The sequence below is a fragment of the Streptomyces sp. NPDC018045 genome (assembly GCF_044327445.1).
Taxonomy (GTDB): Bacteria; Actinomycetota; Actinomycetes; order Streptomycetales; family Streptomycetaceae; genus Streptomyces.
In genome coordinates this window covers 449,869-469,041 of record NZ_JBIRFL010000005.1, presented here as the reverse complement: position 1 = coordinate 469,041, position 19,173 = coordinate 449,869, and the positions used below count along the sequence as shown (strand labels likewise).

General features: G+C 73.3%; 16 protein-coding genes. 6 read left to right on the top strand and 10 right to left on the bottom strand.

Features of this window, described 5'->3' with window-relative positions; genetic code table 11:
• Window positions 1-142 precede the first annotated feature (142 nt).
• From ACH4EB_RS15795 to ACH4EB_RS15775, 5 genes are all read right to left on the bottom strand, one after another.
• On the bottom strand, window positions 143-1,306 hold the full coding sequence (locus tag ACH4EB_RS15795; RefSeq protein ID WP_398348006.1) for a serine hydrolase domain-containing protein: 1,164 nt from the start codon (window positions 1,304-1,306) through the stop codon (window positions 143-145).
• Between the two features lie 586 nt (window positions 1,307-1,892).
• Window positions 1,893-3,095: a cytochrome P450 gene (locus tag ACH4EB_RS15790; protein ID WP_398348005.1), complete on the bottom strand. Its 1,203-nt coding sequence runs from the start codon at window positions 3,093-3,095 to the stop codon at window positions 1,893-1,895.
• On the bottom strand, window positions 3,092-3,736 hold the full coding sequence (locus tag ACH4EB_RS15785) for a class I SAM-dependent methyltransferase (protein WP_398348004.1): 645 nt from the start codon (window positions 3,734-3,736) through the stop codon (window positions 3,092-3,094). Before ACH4EB_RS15785 ends, ACH4EB_RS15790 begins: the two co-directional genes overlap by 4 nt.
• A 311-nt stretch (window positions 3,737-4,047) precedes the next feature.
• Window positions 4,048-4,854 (bottom strand): exodeoxyribonuclease III, encoded by an 807-nt coding sequence (locus ACH4EB_RS15780; protein ID WP_398348003.1) that lies wholly within the window; start codon window positions 4,852-4,854, stop codon window positions 4,048-4,050.
• 150 nt (window positions 4,855-5,004) lie between these two features.
• Window positions 5,005-5,319, bottom strand: a complete 315-nt coding sequence (locus ACH4EB_RS15775; protein ID WP_398348002.1) for a hypothetical protein — start codon at window positions 5,317-5,319, stop codon at window positions 5,005-5,007.
• 240 nt (window positions 5,320-5,559) lie between these two features.
• Between ACH4EB_RS15775 and ACH4EB_RS15770 the strand changes: the two genes are divergently transcribed.
• The 4 genes from ACH4EB_RS15770 (at window position 5,560) to ACH4EB_RS15755 (ending at window position 8,656) form a co-directional block, all read left to right on the top strand.
• Window positions 5,560-6,084 carry a GNAT family N-acetyltransferase gene (locus ACH4EB_RS15770; protein ID WP_398348001.1) on the top strand — a complete coding sequence of 175 codons (525 nt, stop codon included), beginning with the start codon at window positions 5,560-5,562 and terminating at the stop codon, window positions 6,082-6,084.
• 109 nt (window positions 6,085-6,193) lie between these two features.
• The gene (locus tag ACH4EB_RS15765) at window positions 6,194-7,171 is read left to right on the top strand and encodes an ABC transporter ATP-binding protein (protein ID WP_398348000.1); all 978 of its coding nucleotides are present in this window, start codon (window positions 6,194-6,196) and stop codon (window positions 7,169-7,171) included.
• Complete coding sequence (locus ACH4EB_RS15760) at window positions 7,168-8,169, top strand: ABC transporter permease (protein WP_398347999.1); 1,002 nt, start codon at window positions 7,168-7,170, stop codon at window positions 8,167-8,169. Before ACH4EB_RS15765 ends, ACH4EB_RS15760 begins: the two co-directional genes overlap by 4 nt.
• 85 nt (window positions 8,170-8,254) lie before the next feature.
• On the top strand, window positions 8,255-8,656 hold the full coding sequence (locus ACH4EB_RS15755) for a GntR family transcriptional regulator (protein ID WP_398347998.1): 402 nt from the start codon (window positions 8,255-8,257) through the stop codon (window positions 8,654-8,656).
• A gap of 114 nt (window positions 8,657-8,770) precedes the next feature.
• Here ACH4EB_RS15755 and ACH4EB_RS15750 read toward each other — a convergent pair whose 3' ends face one another.
• The 3 genes from ACH4EB_RS15750 to ACH4EB_RS15740 form a co-directional block, all read right to left on the bottom strand.
• Entirely contained in the window at window positions 8,771-9,313 is a 543-nt protein-coding gene (locus ACH4EB_RS15750; protein WP_398347996.1) for a DUF1269 domain-containing protein, read from the bottom strand.
• Between the two features lie 170 nt (window positions 9,314-9,483).
• Complete coding sequence (locus ACH4EB_RS15745; RefSeq protein WP_398347995.1) at window positions 9,484-10,752, bottom strand: ATP-binding protein; 1,269 nt, start codon at window positions 10,750-10,752, stop codon at window positions 9,484-9,486.
• 6 nt (window positions 10,753-10,758) lie between these two features.
• Window positions 10,759-11,232 carry a hypothetical protein gene (locus ACH4EB_RS15740; protein WP_398347994.1) on the bottom strand — a complete coding sequence of 158 codons (474 nt, stop codon included), beginning with the start codon at window positions 11,230-11,232 and terminating at the stop codon, window positions 10,759-10,761.
• 362 nt (window positions 11,233-11,594) lie between these two features.
• Here ACH4EB_RS15740 and ACH4EB_RS15735 point away from each other — a divergent pair, with 362 nt between their 5' ends.
• Both ACH4EB_RS15735 and ACH4EB_RS15730 read left to right on the top strand, forming a co-directional pair.
• Window positions 11,595-12,416: a MerR family transcriptional regulator gene (locus tag ACH4EB_RS15735; RefSeq protein ID WP_398347993.1), complete on the top strand. Its 822-nt coding sequence runs from the start codon at window positions 11,595-11,597 to the stop codon at window positions 12,414-12,416.
• Window positions 12,413-13,663 (top strand): glycosyltransferase, encoded by a 1,251-nt coding sequence (locus ACH4EB_RS15730; protein ID WP_398347992.1) that lies wholly within the window; start codon window positions 12,413-12,415, stop codon window positions 13,661-13,663. Before ACH4EB_RS15735 ends, ACH4EB_RS15730 begins: the two co-directional genes overlap by 4 nt.
• Before the next feature lie 45 nt (window positions 13,664-13,708).
• On the opposite strand, the gene ACH4EB_RS15725 is transcribed toward ACH4EB_RS15730, so the two are convergent.
• Together ACH4EB_RS15725 and ACH4EB_RS15720 are read right to left on the bottom strand one after the other, a co-directional pair.
• Window positions 13,709-16,777 (bottom strand): alpha-mannosidase, encoded by a 3,069-nt coding sequence (locus ACH4EB_RS15725; RefSeq protein ID WP_398347991.1) that lies wholly within the window; start codon window positions 16,775-16,777, stop codon window positions 13,709-13,711.
• Window positions 16,778-16,992: 215 nt separating this feature from the next.
• On the bottom strand, window positions 16,993-19,113 hold the full coding sequence (locus ACH4EB_RS15720; RefSeq protein WP_398347990.1) for an endo-beta-N-acetylglucosaminidase: 2,121 nt from the start codon (window positions 19,111-19,113) through the stop codon (window positions 16,993-16,995).
• Between the last annotated feature and the right edge of the window lie 60 nt (window positions 19,114-19,173).

Genomic DNA, 19,173 nt, shown 5'->3' with positions numbered 1-19,173 from the left:
AAGCCGGAGCCGCTCCGCCTGGCCGAGCTCTCGGGGATCAGCCTGTAGGGACGGGGCCTCGCGGATCGCCTTCGCGATCCGCGCGCTGACGCCGGGCCGCACGGCCCCCAGGGGCCCCGCTCCCGTTTCCGTCACCCTCCCCTCAGCCGCACACCGCGTCCTCCAGGACCCCGTCGATGGGGTCGCCGATGGCCGGATCGGCGGGCCAGTCGGCGAGGTTGGCGGAGAGGACGACGCGGTGGGCGCGGTCGGGGGTGGTGAAGGCCAGGGTCGCGTAGCCGGGTATTCCTCCGGTGTGGCCGAGGACCGTGCGACCACAGCTCAATCGGCGGTGCTTGAGGCCGAGTCCGTAGCGTTCGCCCGCGCTGCCCGTGGGGACGGTGCGGTTCATCTCCTTCTGTTCGGCCGGTTGCAGGAGTTTTCCCTTGGTGAGGGCGGTGAGGAAGGTGTCCAGGTCGCGTGTGGACGAGATGATCTCCCCGGCGGAACTCGCCATCGACGGGTTCAGGTCCGTGATGTCCACGTGGCGCTGCGCCGCCGAAGGGTCATCAGGCTCGCCCAGCTTGATGTAGCCGTGGGCGTGCGGGCCCGGGATGGTCGTCCTGTCCTCGGGTACGGAGGTGTCGCCCAGCCCGAGAGGCTTGATGATGCGGTTGCGCACCTCCTCGGCGTACGCGTGGCCCGTAACCCGTTCGATGATGAGGCCGGCTATGAGGTAGTTGGTGTTGGAGTACTTGTAGCCGGTGCCGGGCGGGAATGCGGCCGGGTGGGAGGTGGCCTCGCTGATCAGGGCGGCCTTGTCGTAGTGGCGGAAGCGGGTGCGAACGAGTTCCTCCTTCTGCGGGAGGTCTTCCGCGATGTCGTGGAGGCCGCTGGTGTGCTGGAGGACCATGTGCACCGTGATCTTCTCGGCGGCGGGGACGAGTCCCGGCGGGAGGTAGCGGTTCAGGGGCGCGTCCAGCGACACCTTGCCCTCTCCCACCAGTTGCAACAGGGTGACGGCGGTGAACATCTTGGTGGCACTGCCCGCGCGGAACTGTCCGCCGGCCGGCACGGGCGCGCCGCCACCCGTCCCCGCCTTCCCCGCGCGAGCCGTCCACGTGCCGCGCCGGTCGGTCACCCGTACCTGCACTCCGACGGCACCACTGCGGGCGAGTTCGAGAAGGTGCCGGCGTACCCGTACTCGGCTGTCGTCCCCGGCGCCGGGCGGGCCGTCCGCCGGTGCGGCGGCAGCCCACGGCAGCGCGCTCGTGCCGGTGAGCGCCGTGACGAGCGCGAGGACGCATAAGGACCGCTGAATGCGCATGGTTCCCCTGGGGTGGCAGGTGGCAGATGGTCACCTGCTATTTCACGGTGCCCGGCCGCTCGGGTCACTCGGGGCGGCCCCCGTCCTCGGCCGGGAAGAGCCCCGAGTACGGAGACGGGGGCTGCCACCAGTGACAGGGCGGTGGGGCACGGGGCCGGTCGGCACACCCGTGATTCATCCACCATATGGGGCCTGGCCTCCCTCTTCCCTTTGGGTGGTTCTACCGGCCTTTGTGTGGCGACTCGCCTCCTAGGGTGTGCCGGGCGGGCGTCAAGTCGCCGTGCAGTGCGGGGAAAGCGGGCCTCTTCACGGCATCGTGCGCGGCCATGGCCAAGGACATGTCCGCGCTTGCCGATACGGCGCTGCGCGACGTCGAGGGAAAGCGCGGGTTCGCGACCCTGCGCAAGGTCGCCACGCCGGTACGCACGGCTGCGGACCGGCACAACCGGACTGCACTGCGCGAGCCGCCCCGCCCGCGCCGAGGACCAGGAAAGCTGCCGGCGGCACGCGGCGGTGATCTCCCAGGCCGTCCCGGACATCGCGACGGAGTCGATCTCGGCGTCAACGGGCGGTGCCCCCCACCCCCTCACCACAGAAGCGGCAAGCGTTCCGGTGTCCTTTTGATCCAGCCCGACCGCCAGTTGATTTCCTCCGGCGGGATGGCCAGGCGCAGGCCGGGCAGACGTTCCAGAACGGCGGACAGGGCGACGGTGGCGTGGGTGCGTGCGAGGCAGGTGGCCGCGCAGTAGTGGCGGCCCGCGCCGAAGGTGACGTGTTCTTTCGGGTTGCGGGTCAGGTCGAGTCGGTTCGGGTCGTCGAATACGGCGGGGTCGTAATTGGCGCCTTCCACGAGGACGAGGACCAGGTCGCCTTCGGAAATGGGCTGACCGCCCAGTTCGGTGTCCCTGACCGCGATACGCGGGAGCCCGTCGCCGATGGCGAGGCTGTAACGGAGGAGTTCTTCCACCGCCCGGTCCATGGATTCGGGGTGGGTGCGCAACCATTCCGCCTGGTCGCGGTGGAGAGCGAGTTGCAGGAGGGAAAGCAGCAGGAACGCGGCCGTACTCAGTCCGCCCGCGACGAAGAGATTGTTGAGCATCAGGACGATCTCGTCGTCCAGTTCGGGTGTCGTGCCGTGCTCGGTACGGAACCGGGCCAGCGCGCCCAGCAGGCCCGGCGCGTCGACGGCGTCGGGCTCCAGCAGGCGGGCCCGGGTGCGGGCCAGGCACTTCTCCAGGTTGACCTGTGCGCCTTCGAAGGTGCGCGGCACGGTCATGATGCTGATGTCGAATCCGTCCATCAGCAGCCGCCCGTGGTCCTCGGAGAGGCCCATGACGGTGGCCATGACGGAGGCGGTGTAGGGCTGGGTGAAACGGGCCCGGAAGTCCACCGGCGGACCCTCGGCCGTGATGTCGTCGAGCAGTTCACCGGCCTTGCGGCGGAAAGCGCCGATGGCCTCTTTCACCGCGTGCGGGGAGAAGGTCTGCATCACCGTGTCGCGCAGTCCGACGCCCACCATGTCCTTGACGCTGCTGCGGTTGGACGCGGGGAAGAGCGGCGCGTATTGCAGGCGCCCGCCCGGTGCGGCCAGGGCCGACATGCTGAAGGCGTCGTCCTGTAGTACGCGGGTGGCGAGTTCGTGCGTGGAGACCAGCCATGCCGGGTCGCCGGTGAAGGTACGGACCCGGGCGACGGGCTTGTGCTCGCGCAGCCAGGTACAGACGTCCGGGACCACGTCGCCCCGCCGGGAAAGGGGCCATTCCACGTCCACGTCCGCATGCGCGTTCACACCGGCCTCCTCGCCCACAGGTACAGGCTGTTCTCCGGCTCGGACGGCGCCGGGCCGCGCGCCGGGGCTTCGACACGGACCTCCACGCGCTCGACCTCCAGCCCGGCGAGCCGGGCGTAGTGGTCGACGTCCTCGCGCAGGCAGCGCGCGGCGCGGTAGGTACGGCCGAGGAACCGCGCCTCCTCGGCGTCCCGGCGCTCCAGGACCGCGAGCAGGAGGGTGCCGCCCGGCACGGTGCGGGCCGCGAGCCGTCGCAGCCCTTCCACGAAGGAGGGCTCGGGCAGGTCGACGAAGCAGAACAGGCACACGACGGCGTCGTACAACCCCAGCTCGGCAGGGACCTCGCCGAAGAGATCGGCCAGCACGAAGCGCGCTCGGGGCACCTGGCGCCGCGCGTGGGCCAGCATCACCTCGGAGACGTCGGTACCCGTGACGTCCAGCCCCTTGGCGACCAGTTGCTCCGTGGTCGGGCGCCCGGTGGCGCAGCCCACGTCCAGCACCCGTGCGCCGGGAGCGAGACGGCGCGCCAGGTCCTCGACGGCGTCGGTCTGCGCCTGCTTCCGGCCGGCGAAGGCATGCTCGAACTCCATGCCGAGGCCGTCGAAGATCCGCGCCACCCGGGCGCCTTCCGGCGAGATCACGACACCACCGGGCGCGCCCCGGGACCAGCCTCATCCAGCCCGTACGGCGCGACCACTGGCCGACGGGGCGGCCGCACACCAGGGGCCGTCGAACGCTTCTTGCACGGTCGTACGCACATATGACGCAATATGCCCACGTCACGTGACATCGGTACTGCCCATACGCCGAAAGCGTGACGCTGCGCAGTCACCGGCGAGGTCGCTCCGCGCTGCTCAGAGCCGGCGGACGCTCCCGCGTAGTCCCTGTCCCGCCGGTGCCGGCAGCCGGACGCCAGGGCGAGGCGACGCCCCCGCCCCCATCGGCTCAGGCGTCAGCCGAGATCGTAGGCGACCGTTACCGGCGCGTGGTCCGACCAGCGGGTGTCGTGGGAGGCGGCGCGTTCCACGAAGCCCTTGATGGCGCGGGTGGCGAGGCCGGGGGTGGCCATGTGGTAGTCGATGCGCCAGCCCGCGTCGTTGTCGAAGGCGCGGCCGCGGTAGGACCACCACGAGTACGGGCCCTCGGCCTCCGGGTGCAGGGCGCGGACGACGTCCACGTAGCCGCCGTCGCGCTCGTCGAGGACGCGGGTGAGCCAGGCGCGCTCCTCCGGGAGGAAGCCGGCCTTCTTCCGGTTGGCCTTCCAGTTCTTCAGGTCGGCCTCCTGGTGGGCGATGTTCCAGTCGCCGCACACCAGGACCTCGCGGCCGGCCGCGGCGGCCCGCTCGCGCAGCGCGGCGAGGTACGGGAGGAACTCGGCCATGAACCGTTCCTTCTCGTCCTGCCGGTCGGTGCCCACGTCACCGGAGGGGAGGTAGAGGGAGGCCACCGTCACGCCGGGCAGGTCCGCCTCGACGTACCGGCCGCTGGTGTCGAACTCGGCGGACCCGAAGCCCACCTGTACGCGGTCGGGCTCGCGGCGCGTGCAGAGCGAGACGCCGGCCCGGCCCTTGGCGGCCGCGGGGGCGTGCACGGTGTGCCAGCCGTCGGGCTCGCGGGCCTCGGCGGGGAGCTGGCCGGGTTCGGCGCGCACCTCCTGGAGGCAGATCACGTCGGCGTCCGTCTCCGCCAGCCACGGAAGGAAGCCCTTCCTGGCCGCGGCGCGCAGGCCGTTGACGTTGACGGTTGTCACAGTTAGCACTCTTTGCTCCCTCATCGCGCTGGCGGCAGCGCAGCCTACGCGATGACAGGAGACGGAAACGATTCGGCGCCGAGGGCGCGAGGGCCCGGCTCGGTGGACGCACGGATGCCCGGCGCGACGAGCGCCGGGCATCGCGGTGCGCCGCCCCGGTCAGTGGCAGATCGAGGAGGACGGTGTCGCGTACAGGTCGCGGTAGCAGGTCGGCAGCCGGTCGCTGTCGGTCTTGTTCACCGCGGTGATCACATACCTGCCGTCGCGGTCGCCGAGCAACTGGTACGGCTTGTGGCCCCAGCCGATGGTGCCGGGGTGGTCCTGCTCGCCGCGGCCGTCGTTGCCCGAGTTGTTGCCGAAGGTGACCGGCGGCGCGGGGTCGGCCGGGGCAGCCGCGAGGGCGGCTCCGGTCAGACCGGTGGCGGACAGGGAGAGGACGGCGGCGGCAGTGGCCAGCACAGGACGCAGACGCATGGCTTTCTCCTTCGGTTCGGCGTCAGTGGCGCAGCAGCCGTTCCCCGCCGGCGGCCCGTATTGTCCGATTCCGTACCGACACACCCCCATCGGGTGCTTTGGCTCCGCCGAACCGCCGAATGCGGCGGGAGGGCGGGGGCGGGGTCCGGTAGAGGAGGGGCGGCCGTGGCGGCCGGGTTCCGCGCCCCTTCTCACCTCGCGGCCTCGTCCCGCCGCCCGCGCGTCCGTACGATGCGGTGGATGGAGATCCGTCCCGTCCCCTACGACCACGCCGACGCCGTCGCCCTCGACCGGCTGGTGCAGCGCGAGTACGCGCAGCGGTACGACAGCGAGGGCGACATGACCCCGCTCGACCCGGCGATGTTCCGGCCGCCGCACGGCAGGTATCTGCTCGCCTACGAGGACGGCCGCCCGCTGGCCACCGGCGGCTGGCGGTCGCAGGACGCCAACCCCGAGGGGTACGCGGACGGGGACGCCGAGATCAAGCGGATGTTCGTGGTGGAGGAGGCCCGGGGGCGCGGTCTGGCCCGCCGCATCCTCGCGGCGCTGGAGGCGGACGCGCGCGCCGCGGGCCGGACCCGGATGGTGCTGGAGACCGGCGTCAAACAGCCCGAGGCGCTGGCGCTGTACGCGTCGTCCGGCTATCGGATGGTGTCGAAGTTCGGCCTGTACCGGACGTACGAGGACAGCCGGTGCATGGCGAAGTCGCTGGTGGGAGGGGATGAAGCGCCGGCCGGGGCGCGGGGCCGGGCGCACAGCGCGTAGGGGCGGTCGCGGCCGGTGCGGACGGCCGGGCACAAGATCGCGTTGACATCGTTCGGGGCAGCTCCGCATACTCATTCCACTAATGAACTAGTGAAAGGGGGGGATTCGGGTGAGCGACCCGAGCCCATGGGCGGTCGAGGCGCACCGCCTCGGGAAGAAGTACCGGCGCGGCTGGGCCCTGCGGGACTGTTCCTTCCGGCTCCCGGCGGGTCACGTGTGCGCACTGGTCGGCCCCAACGGCGCGGGCAAGAGCACCTTCCTGGGCACCGCCACCCGGCTGGTGCGGCCCACGACCGGCACCCTGCGGCTGTTCGGGGTGCCGGTGAGCGACCCGGCCGTACTGGAACACATCGCCTACGTTGCCCAGGACAAGCCGCTGTACGAGCGCTTCACGGTCGCCGAGACCCTGCGGATGGGGCGGGAACTGAACCCGCGCTGGGACGACGCCACCGCCGAACGGATCGTCCGCGCCGGACGGATCCCCCTCGACGCCCGTGTCGCCACGCTCTCCGGCGGCCAGCGCACCCGGGTCGCCCTCGCCCTCGCCTTCGGCAAGCGGCCGAAGCTGCTCCTGCTGGACGAGCCGATGGCGGACCTGGACCCGCTCGCCCGGCACGAGCTGTCCGGGCTGCTGATGGCGGAGGCCGCCGAACACGGCACGACCGTGGTGATGTCCTCGCACCTGCTCTCCGAGATGGCGGACATGTGCGACTACCTGCTGATGCTCTCGGAAGGACAGCTACGGATGGCCGGGCGGACCGAGGAGCTGGTGCCGGGCCACCTGCTGGTGACGGGGCTGGCGGAGCAGGACGGCACCGGGGCCGGGACCTTCGGCGTACCCGCCGGACTGGCCGGGCACCACACCGTCGTCGAGTCCCGGGTCGCCGGGCGGCAGTTCACCGCCCTGATCCGCCCCGGCGGCCCGCTCCCCGACGCCTGGGAGACGAACGAACCGAGCATGGAGGAAGTCTTGCTGGCCTACCTGCGCTCCCCCGGAGCACCGCCGCTGATCGCCGAGGAGGCGCGGGTGGCACCGGACGCCGGTACCGGCCCCGGCACGGGCGACGACCGGGAGGCCGCCGCATGAGCGTGCTCACCCGTACCACCGGCACCGCCGGCAAGGACGCCGCCGCGCCCCGCGGCGTACTGCACGGCGTGACCTGGCTGGTCTGGCGCCGCCACCGCGGCACCTTCCTCGCCGGCTTCGCGATCACCGCCGCGGCCTGCGCGCTCTTCGCCTACCAGCGCATGAGCGTCATGGACTTCGTCACGGCCCATCCGCACACCATGGGCCACTCGCCGAGCGAGGACGGGGAGCTGCTGATGAGGTTCCAGGACTCCTTCAGCTCGCTGTTCGACAGGGACGTGGGCTTCCTGAAGTGGGTCCCGGTCTTCCTCGGCGTGTTCGTCGGCGTCCCACTGATCGCTTCCGAGCAGGAACAGGGCACCATCCGGCTGGCGACCACCCAGTCCGTCTCCCGCGGCCGGTGGATCGCGGCGAAGCTGGGCGTGCCGTTGACCCTGGTGTTCGTCTGCACGTCGCTGATGTCGGCCGCGTTCACCTGGCTGTGGGAGCCGGCCCACGAGCTGGCCGCGTACGGCGACTGGTACACCAGCGGCCTGCTGGAGGCCACCGGCCCGGTCCCGGTCGCCCGCTCGCTGTTCCTGACGGTCGTCGGCATCGCCGTCGGCATGCTCCTGCGCCGTGTCGTCGCCTCGATGGCGCTGGTCTTCGTCCTCGGCTTCGGGTTCAGCACCGTGTGGTCGGAGGGGATCTGGCCGCTGCTGGCCCCGCTGCGCCGCAAGCTGTATCCGTACGACCAGGGGGACCCGCAGCTCCCCGGTGGCGCCGTGCGGATGGACGACTGGCTGGCCACCGCCGACGGCAAGGTCCTCGGCATCGGGAACTGCACCGACGGAACGGCGGCGTGCCGCGCGAAGCTCGGCATCGTCAACCGCGCCGTCGACTACTACGGCTACGACCAGATGGCGGCCATGCAGTGGCTCGCCACCGGCATCCTGCTGGCGCTGACCGCGGCGGTGACCGTGTTCATCGTCTGGTGGGCACGGCGGCGGCCACTCTGAGCGGCACCGCTTTGACACTCCGTACGGGTGGGCCGATCATCAAGCCGGAACGGCGGCCGGACCGGGCAGCACGGAAGACCGGGAGGTGGTGAACGCGGTGGAGTTCCGCATCGACCGGCGCAGCGGCGTCGCCACCTACCTCCAGATCGTCCAGCAGGTCCAGCAGGCCCTGCGGCTGGGCATCCTGGTCGAGGGCGACCGGCTGCCCACCGCCGCGCAGGTCGCGGCCACGACGAAGGTCAATCCGAACACGACGCTGAAGGCGTACCGGGAGCTGGAGCGTGCCGGCCTGGTGGAGCCGAGGCCCGGCGTGGGCACGTTCGTGAGCCGGTCGCTGGCCCGTCCCGAATCCGCCGCGGACTCCGACGCGCTGCTGCGCGAGGAACTCCGTACGTGGCTGGAGAAGGCCCGCACACAGGGCCTGAGCAGGGAGGACGTGCAGGCGCTGCTGAACGCGGCGGTGGAGGAGCGGTATCCGGCCGGCTGAGCGCCCCGGCAGCGGCCGTCCCGCTCCGTGGCCCGGCGCGCCCCGGCTCCCAGCGGTCCGGCCCGCCCTCACTCAGCGGTCCGGCCCGCCCCCGCGCTCCGTGGCCCGCCCCGCTCAGCGGCGCTCCGCGATCAGCTCCTCCACGTGCTTGCGCAGCTCGGCGGCCGGATAGCGGACGACCTCCCCGCCGATGCCCGCCAGCGCCGCGTCGACCGGGCCCCTGGCCGGCTCGGAGACCTCCGCCACCAGGACGGTGCTGCCCGGTGGCACCTCCGCCGCCAGCATGTCCACGGCCGCGTTGTCCGCGCTGGCCCGGCGCGCGTCGTGCGCGCCGCCCAGCAGGCCGCCGGCGCCGAAGCCGACCATGACGCCCAGCGGCCCGCCCAGCAGGCCGATGAGCCCGCCGAGCAGCCCGCCGACGGCGAAGCCGCGCGCGGTGCCGGTGTGGTCCTCGTTCTCGGGGAAGGTGACGTTGCCGTCGGTGTCGCGGGCGATCACGGTGGCCTCGCGCAGCGTGATCCGGTGTTCGGCGTCCTCGTGGCGCAGCGCGTCCAAGGCGCGCCGCGCGGCGCCGTCACCGGCGCTGGTGAGGTCCATGAACAGCACGTTCTCGTCCATCACTGCGGCTCCAGCGGTCTGCTCGGAAAGATCGGTCACGGTACGCCTGCTCCGGGCACGGGCGTCTGACACCACTCTTGGCGCGACCGGACGGGTCCGCATGTCGGGAGCGCTCGGACGGAGGCGGGAACCTGCCCGGCCCGACCGGCCGACCGGCCGACCGGCGTGCCCGGCCCGACCGATGTGCCCGCCCTGTCGGCGTGCCCGCCCTACCCGGCCCGACCGCCCCGCCCCGCGTCCGTACCGCCTTCCTCCGCTTCCCCCTCCGTACGCAGCGCACCGCTGAGATCCAGCGTCGCCAGCGCCCCGCCGCCCGCCGGATTGGCGAACGTCAGCCGCCCGCCCAGCACCCGGGCCTGCCCGGACGCGATGGTCAGTCCGAGGCCGAGCCCGTGGCCGTCCGAGCCGCCGCCCGTACGGAAGCGCTGCGGCCCGTGGGCCAGGAGCGCCTCCGGGAATCCGGGACCGCTGTCGAGGACGCGCAGTACGCCGCGCTCGACCTCGACGGCCACCGGTGCCGCGCCGTGCCGCAGCGCGTTGCTGACCAGGTTGGCGAGGATGCGTTCGACCCGGCGCGGGTCGGTCTCCACCAGGCCGTCCGAGATCACCCGTACCTCCACGCCCGCCCGGGCGGCCTCCCCCAGCGCCGCCACCGTCCGCCGGGCCAGTGCGCCCAGCGGCCGCAGCTCCGTGTCGGCCTCCTCGGTCCGCGCGTCCAGCCGCGCCACCTCCAGCACGTCCTCCATCAGCGTCCGCACATGCCGGGCCCGGTCCTGGACCAGCTCGGTGGGGCGCGAGGGCGGCAGCAGGCCGGCGGCCGCGACCAGCCCGGCGACGGGGGTGCGCAGCTCGTGGGCGATGTTCGCGGTCACATCGCGCTCGGCCTGGAGGCGGGCGGCCAGCGCGTCGGCCATGGTGTTCACCGCGGTGGTGAGCTGGGCTATCTCGTCCTTGCCGGCACGCGGCAGCCGCGCGGTCAGATCGCCCTCGGCGATCCGCTGGGCGGTGCCGGCCGAGACGGTCAGCCGCCGCCCCAGCCGGCGGGCGACCAGCAGGCCGACGACGCAGCCCAGCGCGGTGCCCGCGATGCCGGACAGCCACAGCACCCGGTCCAGGCTGCGCAGGGTCTCCTGCTCCCGTACGTACGGGCGCTTGAGCGCGATGACCTCGCCCGCCAGCCCGGTCGCGGCCCACAGATGCGGCTTGGGGCCGTCGGGTTCGAGGTAGACGCCGCGCTTGCCGTGGGCGACGGCGTCCTTCAGCGGGCCGGGGAGGTCGGGCGGGTCGACGATCGCCCGGCCGGTGTCGATGCCGGCCGCCCGGTCCTGCACCAGGCTCTGCAGCCGCCCGTCGATCGATTCGGCCGCCAGGTCGAACTGCGCGTCCACGGTCCGGTTGTGCACGAGCACCCCGATGAGGACCGCGACCACGGCGGCCGTGGCGGCGATCGCTATACCGATCTTCGCGCGCAACCCCATGGCGGCCTAGAACTCCGGGGTGTGCAGGCTGACCCTGCCCAGTTCGGCGGCCTTCTCCGGCGGCAGGCGGTCGGAGACGAGGGTGGCCCGCGAGTAGAACGCCGGCCGGTTCTGCCGCTCCTCCTTGAGCAGCCCGCTGAGCGTGACCTTGACCGGGTACGGCTGTCTGCCGCACTCGGGGCGGCACCAGGCGCCGCTGAGCCCTCCGGTGGCCTCGGCGGTCGCGTCCCCCCAGGACGTCCAGCGCAGGCCGGTCAGGCTGACCGAGCCGACCAGGACGAACGAGGCGGGGCGCTGCAACGGGCGGCGGGCCGCGTCGGAGACGTAGACGGGCTCGGTGACCTCGGCCGGGCCGGCCGGCGGCGAGGGGGACACGGCGGGGCCCACCACCCGCAGGCCGCGCGGGTCGGAGCAGCCGGACAGCAGCAGCACGGCCGCGGACATCGCGGCGACGCAGGCGGTCGCGGTGAGTGAGCGCACGTGTCCCTCGGTCGGCTGGGGGGCTTCGGGGTGGCACCGGAGTGCCGTCGGGGCGCCGTGAGGTGCCATGGACTGGACTTGCGGGCTTTTACGACAAAGGTAACCGTGTCCGCCCAGAATGCCCTCACGCTAAACAGCCCGTTTCACGGCGGTCCCACGGCCGTGTAACAGGGGGCCATCGGTGGTGTGAGGTCGATCGGTGGTGTGCGGTCCATCGGTGGCTCGCGGGAGCCGCCGGGACCGGCTCCGTCCGGACGACCGGCCCCCGCTTGACCCTCCCCCCACGTCAGGCCGCAGTCTGTGCCCGTACGGCACGGGCCGTACGGCGGCCCCCGGCAGGCCGTGGCACGAGAGGCGGTTCCATGGCGTACTCGGTCGGGCAGGTCTCCGGCTTCGCGGGCATCACGGTCCGCACCCTGCACCACTACGACAAGGCCGGTCTGCTCTCCCCCAGCGCCCGCAGTCCCGCCGGATACCGCCTCTACGACGACGCCGACCTGGCCCGCCTCCAGCAGATCCTCTTCTACCGGCAGCTCGGCTTCGGCCTCGACGAGATCGCCGCCGTCCTCCTTGACCCGCAGGCCGACGCCCTGGACCACCTGCGCGCCCGGCACCGCCTGCTCAAGGAGCAGATCACCGAGCTGCAACGGCTGGTCGAGGTCGCCGAGCGGGCGATGGAGGTGCAGCGTACGGGGGTGGAGCTGACGCCCGAGGAGCGTTTCGAGGTCTTCGGCGAGGTCACCTTCGACCTCAGTTACGCCACCGAGGCACACCTGAAATGGCAGCACAGCGCGGGCCACCAGCAGTCCATGGCGCGGGCCGCCGCGCACACCAAGGAGGACTGGGCGCGGATCATGGCCGAGGCCGACGCGTGGCGGCACCGGCTGCTCGCCGCCTTCGACGCCGGGGAGCCCGCCGACGGCGAGCGGGCCATGGACCTGGCCGAGGAGCACCGCGCCCACCTCACCCGCTGGTTCACCCCGTGCCCCACCGACATGCACTGCCGGATCGCCGACGACTTCACGGCCGACCCACGGGCCTACGCGCTCGTCGTACCGCCGTCCCAGCAGCGTCCCGGTCTCGCCGCGTACCTGCGGGCGGCGGTGCACGCCAACGCGGTACGCCAAGGCCCGGCTCCCGCCCCGTCCGAAACCCTTTCGCCCTCCTCCCCGGAGCCGTCATGAAGATCCTCGTCACGGCGGCCGGTTCGTACGGCGACGTCGCCCCGTACACCGGCCTCGGCGCCCGCCTCCAGGAGGCCGGGCACACCGTCGCGCTGGCCGCCGACGCCTCGTACGCGCCGCTCGTACGCGCCGCCGGGCTGGAGTTCCGGGCGCTGCCCGCCGACCCTCGAAGGGAACGGAGCGGGGCTTTCGGCGGGAAGCGGGAGCTGATGCGGCGGGCCGCCGCCTTCACCCGGGAGCTCGGCCCCGGCCTCGCCGATGCCGCCGCCCAGGGCGCCGACCTGCTGCTCCTGTCCGCGACCACCGCCCCACTCGGCCGGCACGCCGCCGAGGCGATGGACATCCCGTACCTCGACCTGCCCCTCCAGCCGAACGCGCCCACCGGCGACTTCCCGCCCGTGGTCGCGGGCACCCGCTCGCTGGGCCGCCGGGGCAACCGCGCCGCCGGCCGTCTCTCCCTGCGGGTGGTGGACCGCCTGTACGCGGACGGGGTACGGGAGCTACGGGCCCGGCTGGGTCTGCCGCCCGTTTCGACGGGCGCGCTGCGCCGCCGCCGGGGCGCGGACCGCCGTACGGTGCTGCACGGCGTCAGCCCCGCACTCGTCCCCCGGCCCACGGACTGGCACCCCGGCCTGGAACTGGTCGGCAACTGGTGGCCGTACACCGCACCCGACGCCGCCCTCCCACCCGCGCTGGAGGACTTCCTCGCGGCGGGCCCGCCGCCCGTCTTCGTCGGCTTCGGCAGCATGGCGGCGGGTGCGGGGGACGACGGCACGGCCGCGCGGCTGACGGCGAACGTCGTCGCCGCCCTCCGCCGCGCGAGGGTGCGCGGCGTGCTCCAGTCCGGCTGGGCGGGCCTGGCCGGCCCGGAGACCGGCGACGGGATCCTGACCGTCGGCGAGGTGCCGCACGCCCTCCTCTTCCCGCGTACGGCGGCCGTCGTGCACCACGCTGGTGCGGGCACGACGGCCGCCGCACTGCGGGCCGGGGTCCCGGCCGTACCGGTACCGGTCACCGCCGACCAGCCGTTCTGGGCCGCCCGGCTGGCGGCGGTGGGCGCCGGTACCGATGCGGTGCCGTTCCGCGCGCTGGCGCAGGAGGAAGGCGGAGCGGACCTCTTGGCGGAGGCCGTCGCACGCGCCGTACGGGAGCCCGCCCACCGCGCTGCCGCCACCGGGATCGCACGGCGTATGGCGGCGGAGGACGGCGCGGGTGAGGTGCTGAAGGCGGTGGAGAACGGGGGGTGAGGGGGCGGGGCAGCCGGACCCGCAGGACTTCGGCCGCCCCGCATCTCAGCCCGCCGCGCGCGACAGCCGTACGGTCACGATCTGGAACGGCCGGAGCGTCAGCGCCACCCGCCCGTCCCGCACCTCGCCGACCGCCGAACCCGCCATGTCCCTCTCCAGCAGATCCGTCTCGACGGCCCCCGCCACCGGGAACCCCGCCGTGAGCGTCGCCGACGCCCGCCCGCCGCGCGACTCGTACAGCCGGACCACGACGTCCCCGCCGCGGTCCTCGGCCAGCTTCACGGCCTCGACGACCACCGCGTCGTCGTCCACGCCGACCAGCGGCTCGACCGGCCCACCGCCGCGCACCGTACGCTCCGGCAGGTTGATCCGGTGGCCCTCCCGTACCGCGTCGCCGATCGCCGCGCCGGGTGCGAGCGCGTACCGCAGCCGGTGGTGGCCCTGGTCGGTCTCCGGGTCCGGGTAGCGGGGCGCCCGCAGCAGGGACAGCCGTACGGTCGTGGTCTGGCCGCCGTCCGGGCGGATGTCACGGGTGACGTCGTGCCCGTACGTGGAGTCGTTGACCAGCGCCGCGCCCCAGCCCGGCTCCTCGACCTGGATCCAGCGGTGCGCGCAGATCTCGAACTTGGCGGCCTCCCAGGACGTGTTGGTGTGGGTGGCGCGGAAGACGTGCCCGAACTGGGTCTCGGAGGCGGACCGGTCGGCCTTCACGTCCAGCGGGAAGGCGGCCTTGAGGAATGTCTCGGTCTCCCGCCAGTCCACCTCGGTGTCGATGTCCAGGACCTTGGCGCCGGCCCGCAGCGTGAGGGTCTGGACGACGGTGGAGCCGTGCCCGAAGGACCGGGCGACCTTGACGCGTACCGCTTCCGGGCCGGCCGCGTCGACCGTCAGCTCGTCCACGGCCACCAGGTCGGTGACGTTGTGGCGGTAGAACTCGTCCACGTCCCAGGCGTCCCACATGTTGGGGAAGTCCGGGTGGATCTGGAGGAGGTTGGCCGCGGCGCCCGGCGCGACGGCCTCCCGGCCGGCCTCGATGTCGTACGCGGACACGACCAGGCCACGCGCGTCGATCTCGACCCGGAGGCGGCCGTTGGCGAGCCGGTGACCGCCGGTGGCCCGGCCGTCCACGGTCAGCGGCTCGACGGTCACCGGACTTACGGACACGGGCGTGCCGCCCTGCCCGGGTGCGGGCCGCGCGCCGCCCGCCGGGATGCCGCCGCGCGGGTGCGGCGCCGCGTTGAAGACGATCTCCCGTGTGCCCGGCCCGGCCAGCGCGGTCTGCGCGGCGAGGACGATGGCGGTCAGCTCCTCGCGGACCCGCGCGTACGTGTCGCGGGCCTCCCGGTGCACCCAGGCGATCGACGAGCCGGGCAGGATGTCGTGGAACTGGTGCAGCAGCACCGTCTTCCAGATCCGCTCCAGGTCCTCGTACGGGTAGGTGTAGGCGTGGCCCGGCACCCGTACGGCGGCGGTGGCGGCCCACAGCTCGGCCTCGCGCAGCAGGGACTCGCTGTGCCGGTTGCCCTGCTTGGTCTTGGCCTGCGAGGTGTAGGTGCCGCGGTGCAGCTCCAGATACAGCTCGCCCGCCCATACCGGCGCGTCCGGGTACTCCGCGTGCGCCTTCTCGAAGAACGCGTCGGGCCGCTCGATCCCGACCCGCGGCGAGCCCTCCAGGTCGCGCAGCCGGGCGGCGCGGGCCAGCATCTCGCGGGTGGCGCCGCCACCGCCGTCGCCCCACCCGAAGGGCGCCAGCGACCGGGAACCCCGGCCCTTCTCCCGGTAGTTGCGCGCGGCGTGCGCCATCTCCTTCCCGCCGAGGTCGGAATTGTAGGTGTCGACGGGCGGGAAGTGGGTGAAGACGCGGGTGCCGTCGATGCCCTCCCACCAGAAGGTGTGGTGCGGGAACCTGTTGACCTGGCTCCAGGAGATCTTCTGCGTCAGGAACCACGTCGAGCCCGACAGCTTCACGAGCTGCGGCATGGCCGCCGTGTAGCCGAAGGAGTCCGGCAGCCACACCTCCTTCGTCTCGATGCCGAACTCGTCCAGGAAGAACTTCTTCCCGTACAGGAACTGCCGGGCCATCGCCTCGCCGCCGACCATGTTGGTGTCCGACTCCACCCACATGCCGCCGACCGGCACGAACTGCCCGGCCTCGATCTTCGCCCTGACCTTGGCGAACACCTCCGGCCGATGCTCCTTGATCCACGCGAGCTGCTGCGCCTGCGACATGGCGAAGACGAACTCGGGGTGCTCGTCCATCAGGTTGACCATGTTGGAGGACGTACGGGCCACCTTGCGGACCGTCTCGCGCAGCGGCCACAGCCAGGCGGAGTCGATGTGCGCATGGCCGACCGCGCTGACGCGGTGGGCCGAGGCGTGCGCCGGGGAGGCGAGGACGTCCGCGAGCTGGGCGCGGGCGCGCTCGGCCGTACCGGGGATGTCCTTGAGGTCGACGGCGTCCAAGGCCCTTTCGACGGCGCGCAGGATGCCGTGGCGGCGCGCGTCGGCCACGTCCAGCTCCCGCATCAGGCTGCCCAGCACCTCCAGGTCCTGGACGAGTTCCCAGACCTCGGTCTCGAAGACGACGAGGTCCATCCGCCGCAGCCGGTACAGCGGCGCGCGGCTCGCGGTGAGCCGGTCGCCCTCGTAGGTGGGCCGGTGGTCCGCCAGCACCGGATTGGAGGCCGCCTCCACATACAGCTCGACCTCCTCACCGCCCGCGGCGGGCGCGGCGACGCGCACCCAGTCGTTGCGCGGGTTGAGGCCCTTCACCGCCTCGCCGTCCGCCCGGTAGACCAGGCCCTCGCACTGGAATCCGGGCATGTTCGTCTCGAATCCGAGGTCCAGTACGGCTTCGACGGCGCGCCCGGCCCACTCCGCCGGGACCTGCCCGGTGACCCGGAACCAGGTGGTGCCCCAGGCGGGTCCCCACTCCTCCCCGGTCTTCGTCGGTTCGTAGTCGGCGGCCAGGCCCTCGGCCGGCGGCACCGGCTCGCCCGGCGCCTCCCAGCGCCCGACCGTCAGCGGCACGGACCGGCTGCGGACGGCGGGCACGATGCGGTCGTTCAGGACACGGCGTAGACGGTGTTCCACGATGCTGCGGTCGTCGTGCATGAGGGTGCTCCGGTAGGTGCGAGGCGGGTACGGGTGCGTGCGGGTCGGTCGTTCCTGTCGTACGGGCCCTACGGGCCTTTGCGGGCCGCACGGTTCTTCGCGCGGCCTTGCGTTCCTTGGGGCCAATTGCGGGCCTTACGGGCCTCCTGCCCTTCCCGTGCGGGTCCTGCCGGGTTCTTGCCCGTCGGGCGGCGGGCCTACCAGGTGAATCGGGCCTACCAGGTGAACACCGTCGCGGTGGCCGCCGACGAGGTGTGCAGTTCGCCGACCGCGCGCACTTCCAGCCGGGTCCCCGGCTCGCCGGACGTACGGCGCAGCGCGGGCACGTAGAACGCGGTTCCGCAGGTCCCGCCGAGGAAGCGCCGCTGGCCGCCCGGGAGGACCTGGTGCACCTCGTGATGCCGTACGGGAACGCCCTTGACCGAGGGCTTCCAGGTCAGCCGCAGTTCGGCCACGCCGTCCCCCGTGCCGCGCGCGGCGGCGACCTTCAGGGCGCTCGGTGGCGCGGGCGTGTGCGCGGCCGGTTCGCCGTCGTGTACCGCGAGGGCGCCCAGCCGCCAGCGCACGGGCGCGCCGCCGGGCGCGCTCAGCCGGACGCCGAGCACGTGCGCGGTACGGCCGTGCCCGTTCCCGATCCGTACGGCCGTGGTGACCCAGCCGTCCGCGGCCCGTACGGTCCGCGCCGCGAACCGCCGGAACTCCGGCCGCCCGCCCGCCGTGGCCGGTTCCGCGTACGCCACGGCCGCCTCCACGGTGACCGCCGCCGTGCCCTCGTCGGCGCGGTGCGTGATCTCCAGGACGGTGCCGGCGCGCAGCGGCAGCCGGGTACGGAAGAGTTCCAGGGTCACCGGCCGGCCGAGCACACCGTCCGCGCCCTCGACGAGCAGGCTGCTGCCGCCGCGCCAGGCCGCGCCGAAGTCGAACCCGACCGTGGGGCGCTGAGACGCTCCGCCCCCGTCCGCCCACCGTGCCCAGCGCCGCCCCGGCAGTTGGTCCTGGAGCCCGAGGTGGTGCCACTCGGCGTCGCCGGTGCGCACTCCGTCCTCCCACCAGGCCGTCCCGTGCCCGGTGTTGAAGGCCGACGCGAACGGCACGGACGTGATGGTGGACCGGTCGGCGACCGTACGGGCCGCCGGGCGCCAGGAGCCCGGCCCGGCGGGCGCCGACGGGTCGGTGTTCCGCCCGCCCCAGAACTGGTCGTCGCGGGAGTGGAACTGCCCGGGCGTGTCACCGGACCGCCGCGTCCACTCCGGCCGGTAGAGCCCGTACGACACCACGTGGTCGCGGCCCTCCGGAACGAACGCGTCCCAGTCCACGGACGAGTTCCAGCCGTTGGCCTCGACATCGACGCCCGCCCACAGCTCGTACGGGGAACGCCCCAGCCGCCGGGCGTACGCGGCCGACGACGCCAGCCGTGCCGCGCTCCACCGGAAGTCCACGAACATCGTGTCGGACAGCTTCTCGGCCCCGCGCTGGAAGAACATCGCGTTCTTGTCGTTGAGCGCGCCCTGCCAGCCGACCCGGCCGTCCGCGTTGAACGCGTCGTACCAGGTGATGCGCAGTTCGGGTGCGCCCGTGCGCAGGGCCCGCACGAAGTCGGCCATCTGCCGGGCCAGCGCCGGGTCGCCGCCGTCGGTCTCGCCGTTGAGGAACCAGCCGTCGAAGCCGTACGTACGGGCCACCCGCACCAGTTTGTCCGCGAGCGGGAAGCGGCCCAGCGCGTCCTTCTGGACCAGTTCACGCGTCCACGTCAGCTCACCGCCGTACGCGGTCGGCGGGAGGAAGACGTTGCCGAGGACGGGCACGCCGTTGCGGTGCGCGGCGTCGATGACGGGGGCGTTGGGGGCGAGGATGATGCCCTCGCCCGAGGAGCCGCCCCAGAAGACCAGTTCGTCCAGGTAGGCCCAGTGGCTGAGGGCGTAGAAGTCGGCCTTGGCGCCGCCCTGGGAGGGGTTGCCGGCCGTGCCCGCGAAGGAGACGAGCGCCGAGATACGGGCCTGGCCGGCGCGGGCGGTGGCGTTGGCGGGCACCGGCGTGAACCGCTGGGCCAGTGGCACGGTCGCGATGTTGTACGGCAGATCCGCGTCGTCCTGCGGCCGCCAGCTCTTCAGGCTGCGCCACACCGCGCCCGGGTCGGGCTCCCGGCCCTCGGGGAAGCTGTCGGGGAACCAGTACGACGCGTACGGCTGGAGCGATGCCGCCGCCGCGCCCGGAATCCGCGCCCGTGCGGCCGCCGCGGAGGCGTCCGGCCGTACGGCGGCTCCGGCGCTGCCCGCCGTCAGCGCCAGCCCCGCCCCGGCCGCCGCGGCCCCGGCGACCAGCCCCCGCCGGGTCATCCCGCGATCCGCGCCCGGTCCCCCGTCATGTCGTACGCCCACTGGGTCCTCAGCCTCTCG